The organism is Aquabacterium commune, assembly GCF_004362855.1.
In the GTDB taxonomy this organism is placed as follows: Bacteria; Pseudomonadota; Gammaproteobacteria; order Burkholderiales; family Burkholderiaceae_C; genus Aquabacterium; species Aquabacterium commune.
On record NZ_SNXW01000009.1, the window covers coordinates 97,399 to 117,128 of the forward strand.

18 protein-coding genes are annotated in these 19,730 nt (G+C 67.6%); 13 read left to right on the top strand and 5 right to left on the bottom strand.

Features of this window, described 5'->3' with window-relative positions; translation table 11 throughout:
- The first annotated feature begins 38 nt into the window (after positions 1-38).
- The 11 genes from EV672_RS14850 (at position 39) to ubiA (ending at position 12,148) form a co-directional block, all read left to right on the top strand.
- Positions 39-446, top strand: a complete 408-nt coding sequence (locus EV672_RS14850) for an ExbD/TolR family protein (RefSeq protein ID WP_133610583.1) — start codon at positions 39-41, stop codon at positions 444-446.
- Positions 447-454: 8 nt separating this feature from the next.
- On the top strand, positions 455-856 hold the full coding sequence (locus tag EV672_RS14855) for an ExbD/TolR family protein (RefSeq protein WP_133610585.1): 402 nt from the start codon (positions 455-457) through the stop codon (positions 854-856).
- Between the two features lies 1 nt (position 857).
- Positions 858-1,574: an energy transducer TonB family protein gene (locus tag EV672_RS14860; protein ID WP_133610587.1), complete on the top strand. Its 717-nt coding sequence runs from the start codon at positions 858-860 to the stop codon at positions 1,572-1,574.
- Between the two features lie 146 nt (positions 1,575-1,720).
- A complete protein-coding gene (locus tag EV672_RS14865; protein ID WP_166643597.1) occupies positions 1,721-3,337 on the top strand; it encodes a putative porin in 1,617 nt (538 codons plus the stop codon).
- A 7-nt stretch (positions 3,338-3,344) separates the two neighbouring features.
- Complete coding sequence (locus EV672_RS14870; RefSeq protein WP_133610591.1) at positions 3,345-4,004, top strand: hypothetical protein; 660 nt, start codon at positions 3,345-3,347, stop codon at positions 4,002-4,004.
- Positions 4,005-4,049: 45 nt separating this feature from the next.
- Positions 4,050-4,427 (top strand): DUF1840 family protein, encoded by a 378-nt coding sequence (locus EV672_RS14875; protein WP_133610593.1) that lies wholly within the window; start codon positions 4,050-4,052, stop codon positions 4,425-4,427.
- A gap of 50 nt (positions 4,428-4,477) precedes the next feature.
- A complete protein-coding gene (locus EV672_RS14880; RefSeq protein ID WP_133610595.1) occupies positions 4,478-5,143 on the top strand; it encodes a histidine phosphatase family protein in 666 nt (221 codons plus the stop codon).
- Positions 5,144-5,249: 106 nt separating this feature from the next.
- Complete coding sequence (locus EV672_RS14885; RefSeq protein ID WP_133610597.1) at positions 5,250-6,515, top strand: efflux RND transporter periplasmic adaptor subunit; 1,266 nt, start codon at positions 5,250-5,252, stop codon at positions 6,513-6,515.
- Positions 6,516-6,536: 21 nt separating this feature from the next.
- A complete protein-coding gene (locus tag EV672_RS14890) occupies positions 6,537-9,689 on the top strand; it encodes an efflux RND transporter permease subunit (protein WP_133610599.1) in 3,153 nt (1,050 codons plus the stop codon).
- A gap of 4 nt (positions 9,690-9,693) precedes the next feature.
- Positions 9,694-11,208, top strand: coding sequence for an efflux transporter outer membrane subunit (locus EV672_RS14895; protein WP_279536204.1), 1,515 nt, complete (start codon positions 9,694-9,696; stop codon positions 11,206-11,208).
- Positions 11,209-11,245: 37 nt separating this feature from the next.
- Positions 11,246-12,148: a 4-hydroxybenzoate octaprenyltransferase gene (ubiA, locus tag EV672_RS14900; RefSeq protein ID WP_133610601.1), complete on the top strand. Its 903-nt coding sequence runs from the start codon at positions 11,246-11,248 to the stop codon at positions 12,146-12,148.
- Positions 12,149-12,193: 45 nt separating this feature from the next.
- On the opposite strand, the gene EV672_RS14905 is transcribed toward ubiA, so the two are convergent.
- From EV672_RS14905 to EV672_RS14925, 5 genes are all read right to left on the bottom strand, one after another.
- Complete coding sequence (locus EV672_RS14905) at positions 12,194-13,669, bottom strand: tetratricopeptide repeat protein (protein ID WP_133610603.1); 1,476 nt, start codon at positions 13,667-13,669, stop codon at positions 12,194-12,196.
- 91 nt (positions 13,670-13,760) lie between these two features.
- Entirely contained in the window at positions 13,761-14,612 is an 852-nt protein-coding gene (gene proC / locus EV672_RS14910) for a pyrroline-5-carboxylate reductase (RefSeq protein ID WP_243738715.1), read from the bottom strand.
- 8 nt (positions 14,613-14,620) lie between these two features.
- On the bottom strand, positions 14,621-16,522 hold the full coding sequence (locus EV672_RS14915; RefSeq protein ID WP_133610607.1) for a hybrid sensor histidine kinase/response regulator: 1,902 nt from the start codon (positions 16,520-16,522) through the stop codon (positions 14,621-14,623).
- Positions 16,519-17,241: a response regulator transcription factor gene (locus EV672_RS14920; protein ID WP_133610609.1), complete on the bottom strand. Its 723-nt coding sequence runs from the start codon at positions 17,239-17,241 to the stop codon at positions 16,519-16,521. The genes EV672_RS14915 and EV672_RS14920 overlap by 4 nt, the downstream gene beginning before the upstream one ends.
- A gap of 38 nt (positions 17,242-17,279) precedes the next feature.
- Positions 17,280-17,966, bottom strand: coding sequence for a YggS family pyridoxal phosphate-dependent enzyme (locus tag EV672_RS14925; RefSeq protein WP_133610611.1), 687 nt, complete (start codon positions 17,964-17,966; stop codon positions 17,280-17,282).
- A gap of 38 nt (positions 17,967-18,004) precedes the next feature.
- Between EV672_RS14925 and EV672_RS14930 the strand changes: the two genes are divergently transcribed.
- Together EV672_RS14930 and EV672_RS14935 are read left to right on the top strand one after the other, a co-directional pair.
- Entirely contained in the window at positions 18,005-19,048 is a 1,044-nt protein-coding gene (locus tag EV672_RS14930; RefSeq protein WP_133610613.1) for a type IV pilus twitching motility protein PilT, read from the top strand.
- Between the two features lie 2 nt (positions 19,049-19,050).
- The gene (locus EV672_RS14935; RefSeq protein WP_166643598.1) at positions 19,051-19,704 is read left to right on the top strand and encodes a Crp/Fnr family transcriptional regulator; all 654 of its coding nucleotides are present in this window, start codon (positions 19,051-19,053) and stop codon (positions 19,702-19,704) included.
- Positions 19,705-19,730: the final 26 nt, after the last annotated feature.

The following is a 19,730-nucleotide window of genomic DNA, read 5'->3' on the forward strand; positions in this document are numbered from 1 at the left end:
CTTGGTCATGGCAGTCAGCATGAACACGGGGGTTGAGCATGGCCGGTGATGTCAAAGGCGATCTGCAGGCGTACGACGACATCAACGTCACGCCCATGCTCGATCTCGCCTACGTGCTGCTGGTCGTGTTCATCATCATGACCACGGCCTCGGTGCAGGGCGTGAAGGTGACGCCCCCGCTGACCCAGGCGGCCAACAACCTGGCCAAGCCACAGACCAAGGGCATCACCATCACGGCCGATGGCCAGGTCTATCTGGACGCCTACCCCGTGAGCATGGACGAGCTGCAAACCACCCTGGCCCAGTACAAGGCCGCCAACCCTGCGCTGCCGGTGGTGCTGAAGGCCGACGCGGCCACCCAGTACGAGAAGGTCATGCAGGTGCTGGAAATCGCCAAGCGCCTGGACATCACCGAAATCGGCTTGGCCACCAAACGCGCGCAATGAGCTGAGCCATGCAGGTCCAAGACGAAACCAAACCCTACGACAGCATCAACGTCACGCCGATGCTGGACCTGGCCTATGTGCTGCTGGTCGTGTTCATCCTGATGACCACGGCTTCGGTGCAGGGCCTGAGCATCAACATGCCCAAGCCCAGCAACAAGCCCAGCACCGAGAAGCACGAGCTCAAGGTGGTGCAGGTGATGCCGGGCGGTGCCTTGCTGCTCAATGGCGTGCCGGTCACGGCCACCCAGCTCGAGAGCGAGCTGGTCCAGGCCAAGCAGCGCGACCCGAAGATGAGCGTGGCCATCAAGGGCGACGCCCGTTCGCAATACGCCCAGGTGGTCACCGTGATCGACCTGTGCAACAAGCTGGAGGTGTCCATGGGCCTGGTCACCGCCAAGATCGGAACCTGAGATGAGCGCCCCTGACATGGACCGTGGCGACCAGGCCGCCGAGGACACCCAGGACGGCGGCGCCAAGCGCTTCATCGTGCCCGCGGTGCTGGTGCTGGCCCTCGTGGTGGCGTCCTACCTGATCTACAGCCAGATGGGCAAGGGCGGTGGTGGCCCCAAGCGCCAGACCGTGAAGATCGCGGTCCTGCCCGACACCCCGCCGCCGCCGCCGCCGCCCCCGAAGGACGAGAAGAAGCCCGAGCCCAAGCCCGACGAGAACAAGCCTCAGCCGCAAGAGCAAAAGCAGGTCGAGGCCCCGCCCGAGCCGCAGCAGCTGAAGATGGAAGGCGCGGCAGGCGATGGCCCGAGCGCTTTCGGCTCAGGCAGCGTGAACAGCGAGTACAAGGGCGGCGCCATTGGCACAGGCACGGGCGGTGGCACCCTGGCCGACAAACTGGCTTTCGGCAGCTTCGGCAATTCGGCGCGGCGCGAAGTCAATGACTTCCTCAACCGAGACCAGAACTTGCGGCGCAGTGGTGACTACAAGTTGCCCTTGAGCCTGTGGGTACGTGCTGACGGCAGCATCGAGCGTTTTGAGCTGGATGCGAGCTCCGGTAACCCAGAGGTTGACAGCCGCCTTCGCCAGGCCCTGGCGCAGTTCCGTGGGTTCCGTAACCCACCGCCTGCTGGCCTGCCTCAGCCCATCAGGCTGCAAGTGACCAACCGCATGACAGGCTGAGTGCGCTCGGGCGCAACCGTCATCGTTTTTCAAGCGACATCATCATGACCATCAAGCTTTTCACCCGTTGGCCCGCGCTCACTGTCCTGGCCATGGCCCTGGCAGCGCCTGTTGCCCACGCTGACGACCGTGCAGCCCTGGAAACTTTGCGCCAGACCACCCGCAACTTGATCGATGCGTTGGTTGAAGGCGGCGTGATCACGCGCGAGAAGGCTGACGCCTTGTTGAAGGCCGCGGAGCAGCGCTCTGCCGCTGAGTTGGCCAGCAAGCCAGTCGCGCCTGCTGCCCCTATCACCACGGCCGATGGCAAGCCGGTGCTGCGCGTGCCTTATGTGCCCGAGAGCATGCGCAACCAAATCCGTGACGAGGTCAAGGAGGAAGTGATTGCCCAGGCACGTGCCGAGCGTTGGGGTGTGCCCAATGCCACACCGTCTTGGGTGGACCGCATCCGCATTGATGGTGACATGCGCTTGCGCTACCAGAAAGATGATGTCAACAGCAACAACACGGCTGCTCTGACGTACCTCGCGGCAGAAGTTGGCAACGCGAATGGTATTTCCCGTATTCCTGACTTTGCAGCTTACCGGCTGACCAGCAACAACCTACCGCTGCCAGTGAGTGACACCACGGCTGATCGCACACGTGAGCGCATCCGCTTGAGGTTGGGGTTGACGGCGAAGGTGACGGACGAGGTCTCCGTGGGACTCCGGTTGGCCACTGGCAGCGCCACCGATCGCGTCTCCACCAACCAGACCATGGGGCAGAACTTCAACAAGTACCAACTTTTTGTGGACCGTGCCTTTGTGCGCGTGGACCCGGCTGAATGGGTGACGCTGCAAGGCGGTCGCATCCCGAATCCCTGGTTCAGCAGCGAGATGACCTGGAACGAAAACCTCAACTTCGAGGGTTTTGCCGCCACTTTCCGTCACCCTGATCAGAATGCAGCCATTGCGCCGTTCCTGACCCTGGGCTACTTCCCCTTGCGCGAGGCCACGCCACCGACCCGCAACTCGCGCTCACTGTGGGGCGCGCAGATCGGCGCGAACTGGGCGGTGGATTCCCGCACCCGCGTCAAGCTGGGGCTGGCTTACTACCAATACAACAATATCGAGGGCCGTTCGGACAACGACTACACCATCACGGGCACCACCGTTCCAACCGGTTCGACCTACGGGCAGTATGAATACCCCGTGGGTTTGCGTCAGAAGGGCAACACCGTCTTTGAGACCAACCCGCTGTTGTCGGGTTCTTTGGACACTGCCCCCGTGTGGGGCTTGGCCTACCGCTTCAAGCCGCTGGTGTTGACGGCATCCGCCGAGTTCACGCACTTCAATCCGTTCAACATCTTGTTGTCGGCCGAGTACGCCAACAACACAGCGTTCAGCGCCTCGGACTTCCGTCGTCGCGCGACGTTTTCCAGCTACGCCAATGTGGACCCGGGCGGCAAGCGAGATGGCTATCAGATCAAGCTGGCGGTGGGCGCCACCGATGTGCGTGAAGCCGATGACTGGCAGGTGCAAGCCACCTACCGTCACCTGGGCTCCGATGCCGTGCTCGACGCCTTCACAGACAGCGACCTGGGTTTGGGCGGGACCAACATGCGTGGTTACATCCTAGGCCTCACATATGGGCTTTACCGCAACACCTCGCTGGGCCTTCGCTACCTGGCCGCCCAAAACATTGACAGCACCATCAACAGCAACTTCCCCAACGCGACCTTCAAGGTCAACTCCCTGCAGGTGGATTTGAATGTTCGCTTCTGATCACCCCATGCCCCGACCCACTCACCGGGTGCTGCGCGGCCTGATCGCGCTGTCGCTGGCCGTGTCCGCCTCGGTGGTGTTCGCGCAATCCGACAAGGACGCCGAACAAACCAAGCGCTTGCGCCTGCAAATGCGTCAGATCCAGCAGCAGCAACAGGAGGCGCAGGAAGCGCAAGCCAAGGCCGATCAGGCCCGCCAGCAAGCAGAGCAAAGCCTGAAGGCGCAAGAGTCTGACCTGCAAAAGCAGCGGGCTGCAGCCGGCAATGCCCAGCGCAAGGCCGCCGTGCTGGACAAGGAGCTGGAGAAGCTGAAGGCCGACCACGAGCGGCTCAAGGCTGATTTGGCCGCCCTGACCGAGAAGCACCAAGGCGTGTTGGCCACGGCGAAGGCCGCACAGGAAAAGGCCGCGGCTGCCGAGTCCCGCCTCACGCAAGAGGGGCAGCAGCTCACGCAGCAGTTGCAGCGCTGCACGGCCGACAACGCGACCCTGGTGGGCCTGGGCAACGAGTTGCTGGTGCGGTACGAGAGCAAAGGTTTGGGCGAGGTCTTGTCCGCCAACGAGCCCTTCGTGCAGACGGGCCGCGTGAAGCTGGAGAATTTCAAGTCGCAGTACGGCCAGCGCATCGAGGCGGCCAAGGTCAAGGCGGGGGATTCCCCTGCGCGTTGATGCGTTGATGGGCGCCGATGCCAGCCCTGCGCCTTACACTGAAGCATGCCCATCACCTTCAAATCCCAAGCCACCGGCGACCTCGTGATGCTCGACAAGCACGCCGAGGCCTTGCTCCAGCTGCTGGGCAAGACCGCCAAAGCCGCGGGCGTCCTGGAGCCGGCAGACATGGCGCACGCGCTGACGGTGTTGCGCGCCATCGAGGACCCGCGTGACGCGCAAGCCGCAGCCCGTGCCGAGCGCGCGGCGGAAGCGTCGGCTGGCGACGAGCAAGAGGACGAGAAAGAGCAAGAGGATGAGGCCCCCGGGCTGACCTTGTCTTTCCAGGACGAGCCCGTCAGCCTGCGCCAGCGCGCTGCACCCTTCATTCGCCTGATCGAGCAGGCCCAGGCCGAAGGCAAACCGATCGTCTGGGGCGTCTGAAGCCCGCTTCCGGCTTGTGCACTGCAGCATGGCTGAGGCATGATGGCCGCATGTCCGAGTTCGCCACCCGCCTCATCGCCGTGCGCCACGGCGAAACCGCCTGGAACCGCGTCTCCCGCATCCAGGGCCACACCGACATCCCCCTGAACGAAGCCGGCCTCTGGCAGGCGCGCCAGGTGGGGCAGGCGGTGGCGGCCGAAGGCATCGACGCCATTTACAGCTCGGATTTGCAACGCGCCGCAGACACGGCCCGGGCCATTGGCCGTGCCGCGGGTGTGCCGGTGCAGTTGGATGTGGCCTTGCGTGAGCGCCATTTCGGCGAACTCGAAGGCCTGACCCATGACGAGATCAACACGCGCTGGCCCGAGCAAGGCCGGCGCTGGCGCGGCCGGGACCCCGACTACGGCCCGCAAGGCGGCGAAACGCTGAAAGATTTCCACGCGCGCTGCGTGGGCGCCCTGACCCGGCTGGCGCAACGCCATCCGGGCCAGACCGTGGTGCTGGTGGCCCACGGCGGTGTGCTCGACTGCTTCTACCGCGCCGCCAATGGCGTGGACCTGAGCGTGCCGCGCAGCTGGACCATCGGCAACGCCACCATCAACCGGCTGCTCTACAGCCCCGACGGCCTGACCATGATCGGCTGGGCCGACGATGGGCACCTGCAGGCCGAGCGGGGCCTGGACGAGTCCTCCGATGGGGCCGTGGCGCCTGCCTGAGTCCCGACGCGCGTCGGGGCATTGCGCAAAACTTAACAATGTGTTTTTGAAAGCTGGCTATCATCCCGGGCAGAATATTGACTAGGCAAGTATTTACGAGGTGAACATGGCGCGTCGCAATCAGGGTGTCGATCAGGGTGTCAGGCTGGGGATGTTGGCAGGTGCCGCCTTGGCGCTGGCCGTGCTGGCAGGCTGCGGCAAGGGGGGCGATGCCACCGCGCAAGCGCCCGCGGGCGCCAAGCCGGCCATGCCACCGGCGCAGGTGGGCGTGGTCACGGTCAAGTTGCAGTCCGTGCCCGTGATGAACGAGCTGCCCGGCCGCCTGGAAGCCTTCCGCACCGCGCAGGTCCGTGCCCGCGTGGCCGGCATCCTGCAGCGCCGTCTGTTCACCGAAGGCGCCGACGTGAAGGCGGGCCAGGCCCTCTTCCAGATCGACCCGGCCACCTACCAGGCGGCGCTGGACAGCGCCCTGGCCACACAGGCGCGCGCCGAGGCCAACCAGGCCCAGGCCCAATCCCTGGTCAAGCGCTACGAACCGCTGCAAGCCGCCAAGGCCATCAGCCCGCAGGAGTTCCTCAATGCCCAGGTCGCAGAGCGTCAGGCCAATGCCGACGTGCAGTCCGCCAAGGCCGCCGTGCAGACGGCGCGCATCAACCTCGGCTACGCCAGCGTGAGCTCGCCGATTGCAGGCCGCATCGGGCGTGCGCTGGTCACCGAAGGCGCGCTGGTGGGGCAGGGCGAGGTGACGCAGCTGGCCGTGGTGCAGCAGGTCAACCCGCTGTACGTCAACTTCACGCAGCCGGCCAACGAGGTGATGAAGCTGCGCCAGGCGCTCAACAGCGGTGCGCTGAAGAAGGCCGGCGAGCAGGTCGCCAGCATCCGTGTCGTGATGGACGATGGCCGCGAGTACCCACTGGCGGGCAAGCTGCTGTTTTCCGACCTGACGGTGGACACCACCTCGGGCCAGGTCTCGCTGCGCGCCGAGCTGCCCAATCCGCAAGGCCTTTTGCTGCCGGGCATGTACGTGCGCGTGCGCCTGGAGCAGGCCCAGGTGGACGGCGGTTTCCTGCTGCCCCAGCAGGCCGTGACCCGCACCGCGCAGGCCGACACCGTCATGGTGGTGGCAGCCGATGGCATGGTCTCGCCGCGCCCGGTGAAGATCGGGGGTGCGCGCGGCAACCAATGGGTTGTGTTGGGCGGCTTGAAGGACGGCGAGCAGGTGATGGTCGATGGCTTCCAGAAGATGATGAACCCCAAGGTGCCGGTGAAGGCCGTGCCGTGGCAGGCGCCTGCGCAGAACGCGTCGATGGTCGCTCCGGCGGCATCTGCCGCCTCTGCTGCGTTGGCACCGTCCGCCGCGGCTTCGCGCTGATGTCCCGCTGAAGGAGCCCGCATGTCACGTTTCTTCATCGAGCGGCCCATCTTCGCGTGGGTGATCGCGCTGTTCATCCTGGTGTTTGGCGGCGTCGCCATCACCAAGCTGCCGATCGCGCAATACCCGACCGTGGCACCGCCCTCGGTCGTCATCAGTGCGACCTACCCCGGTGCGTCGGCCAAGACGCTGGACGAGAGCGTCGTCAGCGTGATCGAGCAGGAGCTCAATGGTTCGCCCGGCATGGCCTACATGGAGTCGGTCAGCCAAGCCAACGGCACGGGCAGCATCACCGTGACCTTCGAGTCCGGCACCAACATCGACCTGGCCCAGGTGGACGTGCAGAACCGCCTGGCCCGTGCCACGCCGCGCTTGCCCTCGGCCGTGACGCAGCAGGGCGTGAAGGTGGACAAATCGCGCAGCAACACGCTGATGTTCGTGATGCTGTCGTCCACCAACCCGGCCTTTGACCCTGTGGCCCTGGGCGATTACGCCTCGCGCAACGTGCTGCCCGAGTTGCAGCGCGTGGCCGGCATTGGCCAGGTCACGCTGTTCGGCACCGAGCGCGCCATGCGCATCTGGGTGGACCCGGCCAAGCTGCTGGCCTACGGCCTGAGCCTGAGCGACGTCAATGCCGCCATCCGCGCACAGAACGCCCTGGTGCCGGCCGGCGCCCTGGGTGACCGCCCCAACCTCATCGACCAGACCTTGTCGGCCACCGTGGTGGTCAAGGGCCAACTGGAGAACACCGAGCAGTTCGGCAACGTGGTGCTGCGCGCCAAGGCCGATGGCTCGACCGTGCGCCTCAAAGATGTGGCCCGGCTTGAGTTAGGCGCCCAGACCTACGGCACCTATGCGCGCCTGAACGGCAAACCGGCACTGGGCATGAGCGTGCAGCTCTCGCCCACCGGCAATGCGCTGGAGGCGGCCAAGCTGGTCAAGGCCCGCATGGAGCAGCTCAAGAAGTACTTCCCGCAGGGCGTGGATTACTCCTTCCCCTACGACACCTCGGGCTTCATCGAGATCTCCATCAGCCAGGTGGTCGAGACCCTGGTCGAGGCCGTGGTGCTGGTGTTCCTGGTGATGTACCTGTTCCTGCAGAACATCCGCTACACCCTGATCCCGACGCTGGTGGTGCCCGTGGCCCTGCTGGGCACCTTCGGCGTGATGCTGGTGGCGGGTTTTTCCATCAACGTGCTGACGATGTTCGGCATGGTGCTGGCCATTGGCATCCTGGTGGACGATGCCATCGTGGTGGTGGAGAACGTCGAGCGCCTGATGGTCCAGGAAGGGCTGTCGCCCCGCGAGGCCACGCGCAAGGCCATGGGCCAGATCAGTGGCGCCATCATCGGCATCACGGTGGTGCTGGTGTCGGTGTTCATCCCGATGGCCTTCTTCGCGGGCTCGGTGGGCAACATCTACCGGCAGTTCTCGCTGGCCATGGTGGCCTCGATGCTGTTCTCGGCCTTCCTGGCCTTGTCGCTGACGCCGGCCTTGTGCGCCACGCTGCTCAAGCCCGTGCCGCACGGCCACCACGAGAAGCGCGGCTTTTTCGGCTGGTTCAACCGCTTCTTCACCTCGACCACGCACGGCTACGAGGGCATCGCGGCCAAGCTGGTGCGCCGCGGCGGCCGCGTGTTCATCGTCTATGCGCTGATCGTCGCCACCGTGGGCTGGCTGTACGTGCGCATGCCATCGGCCTTCCTGCCCAACGAAGACCAGGGCAACCTGATCGTCAACATGCAGCTGCCGCCGGGTGCGACGGCACCGCGCACGGAAGCCGTGGTCAGCCAGGTGGAGCAGTACTTCCTCAAGCAGCCCGAGGTGAAGTCCATCATCGGGGTGGTGGGCTTCAGCTTCTCGGGTTCGGGTCAGAACGCGGCGCTGGGCTTCGTCACCCTCAAGGATTTCGACGAGCGCCAGGGCGAGGCGCACTCGGCACAGGCCGTCGCCAAGCGTGCGTTCGGTGCGCTGAGTGGCGTGCGCGATGCCTTCATCTTCCCGCTGAACCCGCCGCCCATCCGCGAGCTGGGCAATGCCACGGGCTTTTCGCTGCGCCTGCAGGACCGCGCCGGCCTTGGCCACGACGCCCTGCTGGCGGCACGCAACCAGTTGCTGGGCATGGCCCGCGAGAGCAAGGTCGTCACGGGCCTGCGCCCGGATGGCCTGGAAGATGCGCCTCAGCTGCAACTCGACATCGACCGTGAGAAGGCCTACGCCCTCGGTGTGAGCTTCGATGTGCTGAGCGCAACGCTGTCCACGGCCTTGGGTTCCAGCTACATCAACGACTTCCCCAACCGCTCGCGCCTGCAGCGCGTGGTGGTGCAGGCCGATGCCCCGGCGCGCATGCAGCCCGAGCAGATCCTGCAGCTCAACGTGACCAACACGCAGGGCCAGAGCGTGCCGCTGTCGGCCTTCGTGACGACGCGCTGGGTGACCGGCCAGATGCAGGCGGTGCGCTACAACGGCTACCCGGCGATGCGCATTGCCGGTGACGCGGGCGCAGGCTTCAGCACGGGCCAGGCGATTGCCGAAATGGAAGCCCTGGCCGCCAAGTTGCCGCAAGGCATCGGCATCGAGTGGACGGGGCTGTCGCGCGAAGAGCAGCTCTCGGGCTCGCAGGCCACGACGCTGCTGGTGTTCTCGCTGCTGGCCGTGTTCCTGTGCCTGGCCGCGCTGTACGAGAGTTGGTCGATCCCCGCTGCGGTGATGCTGGTGGTGCCGCTGGGCGTGCTGGGCTCGCTGCTTGGCGCGAACCTGCGCGACCTGCCCAACGACGTCTTCTTCAAGGTGGGCCTGATCACCATCATCGGCCTGTCGGCGAAGAACGCGATCCTGATCATCGAGTTCGCCCGCGAGCTGCAGGACAAGGGCATGGGCCTGCTGGAGGCCACGCTGCAGGCCTGCCACCTGCGCTTCCGCCCGATCATCATGACCTCGGTGGCCTTCATCCTGGGCGTGCTGCCCCTGGTGATTTCCACCGGCGCCGGCTCGGCCAGCCAGCGCGCCATCGGTACCGGCGTGATGAGCGGCATGATCGCGGCCACCGTGCTGGCGGTGTTCTTCGTGCCGGTGTTCTTCGTGGTGATCCGCCGCTGGTTTCCGGCCAAGCCCGCCGCAGAAGCCACGACACTGGCCGCAGACACGGCACACGCCCATGAAGGCAAGGAGTGAGGCCATGGCCGCAACGATGCAATCCCCGCGCCCGATGCTGCGCCCCGCGATGACCGTGGTGACGCTGGCCAGCCTGCTCACGCTGCAGGCCTGCTCGCTGACCCCGACCTACCAGCGCCCTGAGCTGGCCGTGCCTCAGGCGCTGGCCGGTGCCGATGCGGCTTCTGCCACCGCTGCGTCGGCTGCTGGGTCGGCTGTTTCGGCGGCTGTTGCATCGGCGTCCCCGCCTGCCGTGGCCGAGCTGCCCTGGCGCACCTACTTCCCCGACGCCCGCCTGCAATCGCTGGTGTGCGAGGCCCTGGCCCACAACCGCGATTTGCGCGTGGCCATCCTCAACATCGAGCAGCTGCGCGCGGCCTACCAGATCCAGCGCGCCGACCTGTTCCCCACGGTCAACGCCAGCCTGAGCGGCACCCGCCAGCCGTCCACCGTGTCGCCCTACCGGCTGGGCACCACGGCCACCGGTGGCCTGGCCATCCCCGCTTTTGAGCTGGACATCTTCGGCCGCGTGCAGGCCCTGAGCGATGCCGCCGCCGCACAGGTGCTGGCCTCGGAAGAGGCGCGCCGCTCGGTGCACATCAGCCTGGTGGCGTCGGTGGCCACGACCTACTACACGCTGTGGGCCGACCGCTGGCAGCTGGCCCTGGCCGAGCAGACCCTGGCCACGCGCCTGGATTCGTTCAAACTGCAGCAGCTGAAGTTCGACAACGGCGTGCTCAATGAGCTGGATTTGCGCTCGGCGCAGTCCACCGTGGAAGCCGCCCGCGTGGCCCGCGCTCAGGCCCAGCGCGCCGTCGCCCAGGACGTGCAGGCCTTGGCCCTGCTGGTGGGCAAGCCGGTGCCCGCCGAGTGGTTGCCGCCGCAGGCCAACCTGGCCCTGAAAGACCCCGCACAGTTCGTGCAGGCCAGCCTGTGGCCTGGCTTGAGCGAGTTGCCCGTGGGCCTGTCGTCGGACGTGCTCTTGCAGCGCCCCGACGTGGCCCAGGCCGAGCAAACGCTGATCGCGGCCAACGCCAACATCGGTGCCGCGCGCGCCGCCCGCTTCCCGCGCATCGCCTTGACGGGCAGCGCCGGTGTGGCCAGCAACTCGCTGTCGGGCCTGTTCGACGATGGCCGCTTCGCCTGGAGCTTCGGTGGCAGCTTGCTGGCGCCGATCTTCGACGCCGGGCGCACCGCCGCGGGCGTGGACAGCGCCTTCGTCAAGCGCGACATCGCCATCGCCCAGTACGACAAGGCCGTGCAGTCCGCCTTCCGCGAGGTGGCCGATGCCCTGGTGGCGCGGCGCACCCATGCCGACCAGGCCGAAGCCCAGCTGGCACAGGCCCGGGCCGAAGCTGCGCGCTTGAAGCTGTCCACCCTGCGCTACGACAACGGCGTGGCCAGCCAGCTCGACCTGCTGGACGCCCAGCGCGCGCTGTTTGCAGCCCAGCAGGCGCACATCACCGCGCAGCTGGCGCGGCAGTTGGCGCACATCGGTGTGTACAAGGCCCTGGGGGGCGGTTGGGTCGATCCGAGATAATCTCGTTGTGAGCACGAACACCTGCACGAGCCTGCGCATGACCCCCACGAGTCCTTTGACCCTGCGCGACCGCTGGGCCCTCTACCTCGACCTCATCCGCTGGAGCCGGCCGCAAGGCTGGCTGCTGCTGTTGTGGCCCACGCTGGCGGCTTTGTGGCTGGCGTCGGACGGCATCCCCAGCGTGCACATGCTGGCGGTGTTCACGCTGGGCACCATCCTCATGCGCAGCGCGGGTTGTGCCGTCAACGACGTGGCCGACCGCGACTTCGACCGCCACGTGCAGCGCACCGCGCAACGCCCGATCACCAGCGGGCGCCTGTCGGTGAAAGAGGCCCTGGCCGTGGGCGGCGTGCTCACGCTGGCGTCGTTCGCGCTGGTGCTGACCACCAATGTGCGGACCATCGCGTGGTCGGTGGGTGCCCTGGCCGTGACCATCCTCTACCCCTTCACCAAGCGTTTCTTCGCGATGCCGCAGGCGGTGCTGGGCGTGGCCTTCAGCTTCGGCATCCCGATGGCTTTTGCCGCCGTGCAGGACCAGGTGCCGCCGGTGGCGTGGTGGCTGGTGGCGGGCAACCTGGCCTGGGTGCTGGCTTACGACACCGAGTACGCCATGGTGGACCGCAACGACGACCTCAAGATCGGCATGCGCACCTCGGCCATCACCTTGGGCCGCTTCGACGTGGCCGGTGTGATGGGCTTTTACGCCCTGTGCCTGGCCTGTTGGTGGCAGGCAGGGCAGTTGCTGCACCTGGGCTGGCCCTGGTCGCTTGCGCTGGGGGTGGCCGCGGCACAGGCTGTGTGGCACGGCTGGCTCATCAGGGGCCGTGAGCGTGAGCGGTGCTTCCAGGCCTTCCGCCTCAACCATTGGCTGGGGCTGACGGTGTGGCTGGGCGCGGTGCTTGATCGGGCCTTGGCGGCGCTGCCGCCTGTTGGCGCCTGAGCTTGCTGGGGCTCCGTGATGGTGGGCCCCGTCTGGCGACGGCGCTCAGCGCATGCCGTCCAGCGCCGCGCTGACGCGGTGCAACACGCCTGACCAGTCGCCGGCCTGTGCCTGGCGGAAGATGCGGGCGCCGGGGTACCAGGGGCTGTCTTCGCGCTCCGTGAGCCAGCGCCAGTCGGCGGTGTGCGCGGCGAGCAGCCACAGCGGTTTGCCCATGCTGCCAGCCAGGTGGGCCACGCTGGTGCACACCGACACGACCAGGTCCATGTGGGCGCACAGCGCGGCGGTGTCGTCAAAGCTCTGGAGCTCGCTGCCGAAGTGCCGCAACTGCTGCTCTTGCTGCAAGTGGCCCGAGCGCATCGCGGCCTCGTCCCACGGGCGCACCTCTTGCTGAAGGCTGATCCATTCGATGCCAGGGTGCAGCGCGGGCAGCAGGGTGGTCAGCGGGATGCTGCGGTGGATGTCGTCGCTTTGCTGCGGGTTGCCGCTCCACACCACGCCCACGCGTGGCCGGTCGCGCGGCCCCAACCGTGTCTGCCAGTGGTTCAACCGAGCCGCATCGGGCTGGACGGCAAGCGGGGGCGGCAGCCCGGACGCATCGGTGCACAAGGCCAGCGGCAGGCTCATCAGGGGGCATTGCAGGTCGTGCGGCGGCAGGGGCTGGCCACGTGCCACGACCTCGGTGTTCGGCAGGGCGGCACTGATCAGGCCCTGCAGCGGTGCTTGCACTTCGAACACCACCTGCGCGCCCATCGCTTGCAGCAGCGGGACGAAGCGGCCGAACTGCAAGGTGTCGCCCAGCCCTTGCTCGCTGTGGACCAGCAGGCGCCGCCCCGCCAGGGGCATGCCGGTCGCCCAGCGCGGTGCCGCCGATGGCGCTTGCCAGCCTTGTGCGGCGAACAGGTCCAGGCGCGCTTCCGAGTGTTGCCAGCCGCTGTGCCACTGGCCCAGGCGCAGTTGCGTCATGCCGATGTTCCAGCGCGCCAGGTGCAGGTCGGGCTGCAGCGCGAGGGCGGCTTCGAAGGCCGCGATGGCTTCGTCCCAGCGGTGCAGCCGGCTCAGGGCATTGCCGCGGTTGCCGTGGCTTTGTGCGTTGTCGGGGCGCAAGGCCAGGGCCTGGTCGAACGCCGCCAGGGCATCGGCCGGGCGGTGCATGGCCAGCAAGGCCAGGCCGCGGTTGGCGTGGGCAAAGTCGGCCCGCGGTTGCAACTCGGCCACCTTCTCGAAGTTCAGCAGGGCCAGCGCGGGTTCGCGCAAGGCCAGTTGCGCGGCGCCGCGGGCGTTGAGGGCGTCGGTGTGCCGAGGCGCGAGCTTGATCAAGCGCGTCAGCAGGGACACGGCCAGCGCGGCATCGCCCATCTGCAAGGCCAGCTGCCCAGCGGTGAGCAGCGCCGGCATGTGCTTGGGCTGGGCCGCCAGCGTTTGTGCGAAGGCCTGCGCGGCTTGGGTCCACGCTCGGCGGCTCAGGCAGTTCAAGCCAGCCTGGAAGAGGGCGTCGGCCGAACGGGCTCCGGTGGTCATGGCGGTGGGCGGTGGTGCTTCAGTGGTCAGAGGCGCGATCTTGCCTCGCCCGTGTGGCCGGCCCGTGAATGCCCCAGCTCAGCGCCCGAACTCAGCGCCCGAACTCGTCGCCGAGCTCGCCGGCCCGCTGCTCGGCGGCGCGCATGGCCGCCACGAAGGTGGCTTTCACGCCGGCGTTCTCCAGGTGCGTGAGCGCCGCGTGGGTGGTGCCGCCCTTGGACGTCACGCGCTCGCGCAGCACGGTGGGGCTGTCGCTCGATTGCGCGGCCAGCGCCGTGGCACCGGCGAAGGTGGCCAGGGCCAGCTGGCGGCCTTCGCTTGCGCTCAGGCCCATGTCCTGCGCGGCCTGCACCATGGCTTCGATGTAGTAGAAGACATACGCCGGTCCCGAGCCCGACAGCGCGGTCACGGCGTCGAGGTCGGCCTCGCGGCTCAGCCACAGCAGCTGCCCGGTGGGCGCGACCATCTGCGCCACGGCCTCGCGCTCATCGGCCGAAACCTCGGGGCGCGCGAACAGGCCGGTCATGCCCTGACCCACCAGGGCCGGGGTGTTGGGCATGGCGCGCACGACACGCTGCGTGCCCAGCCAGCGGGCGATGTCGTCGGTGCGCAGGCCGGCCATCACGCTGAAGTGCAGGGCGCCTTGCGTGAGGGCGGCGCAGGCGCTGGCGGCGTCCTTGAACTGCTGCGGCTTGACGGCCCACACCACGGTGCGGGCGCTTGACAAGGTGGCTTCGGGCGCGTCCGGGGCGGCGGCGGTGCGCACACCGAGCGTTTCGCTCAGGCGGCCGCGCTGCTCGGCGCTGGGGTCGATGACGAGGATGCTGGACGGTGCGCGCCCTTGGCGCAGCAGGCCGCCGATGATGGCCGTGGCCATGTTGCCGCCACCGATGAAGGCGATGTCGGCATGGGTCAGGTCGGCCGGGGAGGTGGTGCTGTTCATGGCCGGCATCATGCCGCATCTGCCGCATCGGGGGCTGGGGCGGGGGCCGTCGAGTCGGCCAGCATCTGCAGCAGGCGTTCGGCCTCGATGGGTTTCTTCAGCAACTGCACGCGCGCCTGGGCGGCTTCGTCCGTCAGGCCCTCGGAGGCCTCGCCCGTGAGCAGGAAGGCGGGCAGGTCGTCGCCGAATTCGTAGCGCAGCTGGCGGATGGCGTCCAGGCCATTGATGGACAGCCCCAGGCGGTGGTCGCTGACCAGCGCGGCTGGCATGTCGCCCTCGGGCATGCGGCCCTTCTCCTGCAGGGCGGCGACCGCGGCCAGGGCCTCGTCCGGCGTGGCCGCGCCCGCGACCTGCCAGCCGTGCTGTTGCAGCACCAGCGAGGTGCTGTCGCGCACCTGGGGGTCGTCTTCCACGAGCACGACCACGCCCCGCCCAGCGCGAGCCATGGCCTGCGCTGTCGTGGCCGGGGCCACAGGCTTGGCAAGGGCCTGGGCGGCTGCCTGCGCTTGGCCGCCACCCGCTGCCGGCGTCACTTCGGCCAGGCTGGCCGGGATCAGGCGCGGCACGCGCACGCTGAAGCACGAGCCCCGCCCCAGGCGCGACAGCACCGTGACCGGCGTCGGCCCCAGCAGGCTCAGGCGGCGCACCACGGCCAGGCCCAGGCCCAGGCCCTCGCTGCTCAGGCGCCCGTCGTTGCGGGCCTGGAAATAGTCGTCGAAGATGCGGTGGCGGTGCTGGCGCTGGATGCCCACGCCCGTGTCCCACACCTGGCAGATCACCCAGGGGCCGCGCTTGCGAGCGCGCAGGCGCACCTCGCCGTGCTCGGTGTAGCGCACGGCGTTGTTCAGCAGGTTGCGCAGGATGCGCTCCAGCACATAGCCATCGGTCTGCACCCATTCGCTGGTGGCATCGAGCTGCCAGCGCAGGCCCTGGCTGGCGCACAGGACGGAGAACTCGCTGTCCAGCCGCGCCCACATCTCGGCCAGGGGCAGGGCCTCGGCGCGGTAGTCCACGCGCTGGGCGTCCACCCGCGCCACGAAGAACATCTGCTCGAACATCGCCCCCAGCGAGCCCAGCGCCGTCTGCAGCTTGCGCAACAGGCTCTGGCCCTCGTCCTGGTGGATCCAGGGCTTGAGCGCGCTGCTCAGCAGCATCATCACGTGCAGGGGCTGGCGCAGATCGTGGCTGGCGGCGGCGAAGAACTCGCCTTTGAGGCGGTCCGCCGCTTCGGCGCGGGCCTTGGCCTCGGTCACTTTGTTGATCTCTTCGCGCAGTTGCAGCACCAGGCCGGCGTTCTCGTGGCGCAGCAGCACGGCCTCGCGCAGGCGGCGGTTCACGCTCAGCGACACGCCCATGCAGGTCAGCAGCGACACCACCAGGACCAGGGCCAGGAAACTGGAGCTGCCGTTGTGCTCGTTGGCCAGGCGCCCGGCCACCAGCAGCAGCACGGGCACGCTGCCCACGAAGGCCACAGCCCAGTCGTGGATGGTGACCAGCATGACCGTGTAGCCATAGACGATCAGCGCGGCCACGATGGTCATGCGCCATTCGGGCGTGGCCACGGGCAGCAGCGCCACCGCGATCAGGCCCCACATCGTGCCTTCGAGCGTGTGCCAGATCAGCAAGCGCGTGCGCCAGCGGCCATAACCGGACTCGGTGATGCCGAAGCGGTGAAAGTGCCGCACCAGCATGCCCACGGTGGCCCACACGGTGAGGTGGCCGAAGGCCGGCAGCACCCATTTCCAGTGGGCCATGGGCCAGTCCCGCACCATCCAGCCCAGCATGAGCAGGGCGGCAAGTTGCGCGCCGATGGAGCCGGGCGAATGCCGCCAACTGTCGTTCAGCAGCTGCAGGTCGATGCGCGCCTCGATGGGCGACAGTCCCCGCAGCGACCGCCGCAGGATGCTCACACGCTGTCCTGTTGCGGGTCGTGCTCGGTGCTGGTGTGCTCGTCAGCCTGGGGGCTGGCCGCTTGCGGGCTGCGCGAGCACAGCAAGACGAGTTGGGTGCGGCTGTGCACGCCGTAGGCGCGGAAGATCGCGCTGACGTGCAGCTTGACGGTTTCGGCGCTGATGCCCAGGGCCGTGGCGATGGCGTGGTTGGTGCAGCCCTTGAGGATCCACTGCAGCACGTCCTTCTGGCGCGGCGTCAGGCGGATGGTGCGCAGCGCGCTGTCCTCGTCGGGCGCAGGGAAATCCACCTCGCTGGGCGACAGCAGCTCCGAGGGGAAGTGCAACCGGCCTTCGACCAGGGCCTGCAAGGCGCCGGTGAAGCCATCGATCTCGGCGAGCTTGGGGATGAAGCAGGAGGCACCGTGGTGGATGCACTCCAGCGCCACCTGCACATCGGCCTGTCCGGTGATGATGCCGATGCGTTGTGTTGGCGCGGCCGCACGCACGGCCTGCAACGTGGCCACGCCGCGGCTGTCGGGCAGGCCGAGGTCGAGCAGCACCACATCGATCGGGTCGGTGGCGGCGGTGTCTTCCAGCTTGGCCAGCGTGCTTTGCAGGGAGTTGGCCTGCGAGAAGCGCGCGGTCGGCGCAAGGCTGCGGATGGCCTGCATCATGCCTTCGCGGATGAGGCTGTGGTCGTCCACCAGCAGGTAATGGGGCGCGGGAGATACTTCCATGGCAAGTCTTTCTTCAGACGGGCATCTTAGTGGGTGCGTCAGCGCTGGCCGAACAGGGCAGTCCCCACCCTGACCAGGGTTGACCCTTGTTCCACGGCCACTTCGAGGTCTGCGCTCATCCCCATCGACAGGGTGTCCAAGGGAAGACCCTCTGATTGCAGGAGATCGAAGACGACACGCACCGCCTGCAATTGCCGCCGCTGTTCGGCCGGGTCGGGCGAGGGCGCAGGCAAACCCATCACGCCGCGCAGTTGCAGGCGGGGCAGGGCGGCCACGGCCCGGGCCAGCGCCAGGGCTTCTTCGGGGGCGACGCCGCTTTTGCTGTCCTCGCCGCTGGTGTTGACCTGGATGCAGACCTGCAGGGGCGGCAGGTGGGCCGGGCGCTGCTCGCTCAGGCGCTGCGCGATTTTCAGGCGGTCCACCGTGTGCACCCAGTCGAAGGCCTCGGCCACCACGCGGGTCTTGTTGCTTTGCAGCGGCCCGATGAGGTGCCAGGTGATCTGGTCGCGCAGGTCGGCCAGCTCGGCGATCTTGTCGAGCGCCTCCTGCACGTAGTTCTCGCCGAACTGGTGCTGCCCGGCGGCCACGGCCTCGCGCACCGTTACCGCTGGAAACGTCTTGCTCACGGCCAGCAGCGTCACGCTGCCGGGTGGGCGTCCAAATTCCGAAACAGCACGGGCAATCCTGCCCCTCACGAGTTGTAGCTTGTCTGCGATCGTCGCCATAATGGGTCTCATCCGTTGTGCCCAGTTTCACATCATCCATGGACATCACCCAGCTGCTTGCCTTCTCGGTCAAAAACAAGGCGTCTGACCTGCACCTGTCGGCGGGCCTGCCGCCCATGATCCGGGTGCATGGCGATGTGCGTCGCATCAACGTCGATGCGCTGGACCACAAACAGGTCCACGACATGGTCTATGACATCATGAACGACGTGCAGCGCAAGCACTACGAAGAAACGCTGGAGGTGGACTTCTCTTTCGAGATCCAGGGCCTGGCGCGTTTCCGCGTCAACGCCTTCAACCAGAACCGCGGCGCCGGCGCCGTGTTCCGGACCATCCCGAGCAAGATCCTGACCTTGGAGCAACTGGCCGCGCCCAAGGTGTTTGGCGACCTGGCGCTCAAGCCGCGCGGCCTGGTGCTGGTCACGGGCCCCACGGGCTCGGGCAAGTCCACCACGCTCGCCGCCATGGTCAACCACCTCAACGAGACCGAGTACGGCCACGTGCTGACGGTGGAAGACCCCATCGAATTCGTGCACGAGTCCAAGAAGTGCCTGATCAACCAGCGCGAGGTCGGCCCGCACACCCTGAGCTTCGCCAACGCCCTGCGCTCGGCCCTGCGCGAAGACCCGGACTGCATCTTGGTGGGTGAAATGCGCGACCTGGAAACCATCCGCCTGGCGCTGACCGCCGCCGAAACCGGCCACTTGGTGTTCGGCACGCTGCACACCTCGTCGGCGGCGAAAACCATCGACCGGGTGGTGGACGTCTTCCCCGCGGCCGAGAAGGACATGGTTCGCGCCATGTTGTCGGAGTCGCTGCAGGCCGTTGTGTCACAGACGCTGTGCAAGACCAAGGACGGCAACGGCCGCGTGGCCGCGCACGAAATCATGATCGGCACGCCCGCCATCCGCAACCTGATCCGCGAAAACAAGATCGCGCAGATGTACTCGTCCATCCAGACCGGCAACAGCCTGGGCATGCAGACGCTGGACCAGAACCTCGCCGACCTCGTGCGCCGCAACGTGATCTCGCCGTCCGAGGCACGCGCCAAGGCCAAGATCCCCGAAAACTTCCCGGGATGACCATGAAGCGCTTCCTGGACCGCTTCGTGGGCGCAGGCAAACGGCCCGATGACCCGAGCCACGCACCCGCCGAGGCCGACGACGAAGGTTTTTTCGCCACGCAGTTCATGGAGCGCCCGGAAGACGTGCGCGCCACCTCGGCCTGGAACGCCCGCGCCCTGGCCGTGGGCGCCCACCCGCTGGAGCCCGAGCTCGGCCTCAAGCTGCTGCTGGCGGCCTGGGGCAGCGATGTGCTGATGGCCTCGCTGTCCGACGAAGACCACCGCAAGGTGCTGGAGCACCTGCAGTTCGTCACCGTGCCGCCGGGGCGTGAGCTCATCGTGCAGGACGAAAAGGGCGACTACGCGCTCATCGTGCTCGAAGGCCTGGTGGCCGTGGACCGCATCCAGCCCACCGGCGCGCATGCCCGCCTGGCCGAGGCCCGCGAGGGCGATGTGCTGGGCGAGATGTCCCTGCTCGATGCCGGCAGCCGCTTCGCCTCCTGCCTGACGCTCAGCCGCGTGTCGCTGGCCGTGCTCAGCAGCCACGCGCTGGACGAGCTCGCCATCGAAGACCCCCGCCTGGGCATGGCCCTCATGACCTCGATGGCGCGCCGCCTGTCGCTGCGCATGCGCCAGCTCAGTGCGCGCCTGGGTGCGCTGCTGACGGCTGGCTGACCCTCCACCCCATTCCGGCAGACCAC

Coding starts and splice junctions, on each gene's coding strand:
- EV672_RS14855 (WP_133610585.1), top strand. CDS start 455: ATGCAGGTCCAAGACGAAACCAAACCCTACGACAGCATCAACGTCACG.
- EV672_RS14890 (WP_133610599.1), top strand. CDS start 6,537: ATGTCACGTTTCTTCATCGAGCGGCCCATCTTCGCGTGGGTGATCGCG.
- EV672_RS14885 (WP_133610597.1), top strand. CDS start 5,250: ATGGCGCGTCGCAATCAGGGTGTCGATCAGGGTGTCAGGCTGGGGATG.
- EV672_RS14880 (WP_133610595.1), top strand. CDS start 4,478: ATGTCCGAGTTCGCCACCCGCCTCATCGCCGTGCGCCACGGCGAAACC.
- EV672_RS14875 (WP_133610593.1), top strand. CDS start 4,050: ATGCCCATCACCTTCAAATCCCAAGCCACCGGCGACCTCGTGATGCTC.
- EV672_RS14935 (WP_166643598.1), top strand. CDS start 19,051: ATGAAGCGCTTCCTGGACCGCTTCGTGGGCGCAGGCAAACGGCCCGAT.
- EV672_RS14925 (WP_133610611.1), bottom strand. CDS start 17,966: ATGGCGACGATCGCAGACAAGCTACAACTCGTGAGGGGCAGGATTGCC.
- EV672_RS14870 (WP_133610591.1), top strand. CDS start 3,345: ATGCCCCGACCCACTCACCGGGTGCTGCGCGGCCTGATCGCGCTGTCG.
- EV672_RS14920 (WP_133610609.1), bottom strand. CDS start 17,241: ATGGAAGTATCTCCCGCGCCCCATTACCTGCTGGTGGACGACCACAGC.
- EV672_RS14905 (WP_133610603.1), bottom strand. CDS start 13,669: ATGACCACCGGAGCCCGTTCGGCCGACGCCCTCTTCCAGGCTGGCTTG.
- EV672_RS14895 (WP_279536204.1), top strand. CDS start 9,694: ATGGCCGCAACGATGCAATCCCCGCGCCCGATGCTGCGCCCCGCGATG.
- proC (WP_243738715.1), bottom strand. CDS start 14,612: ATGAACAGCACCACCTCCCCGGCCGACCTGACCCATGCCGACATCGCC.
- ubiA (WP_133610601.1), top strand. CDS start 11,246: ATGACCCCCACGAGTCCTTTGACCCTGCGCGACCGCTGGGCCCTCTAC.
- EV672_RS14860 (WP_133610587.1), top strand. CDS start 858: ATGAGCGCCCCTGACATGGACCGTGGCGACCAGGCCGCCGAGGACACC.
- EV672_RS14930 (WP_133610613.1), top strand. CDS start 18,005: ATGGACATCACCCAGCTGCTTGCCTTCTCGGTCAAAAACAAGGCGTCT.
- EV672_RS14850 (WP_133610583.1), top strand. CDS start 39: ATGGCCGGTGATGTCAAAGGCGATCTGCAGGCGTACGACGACATCAAC.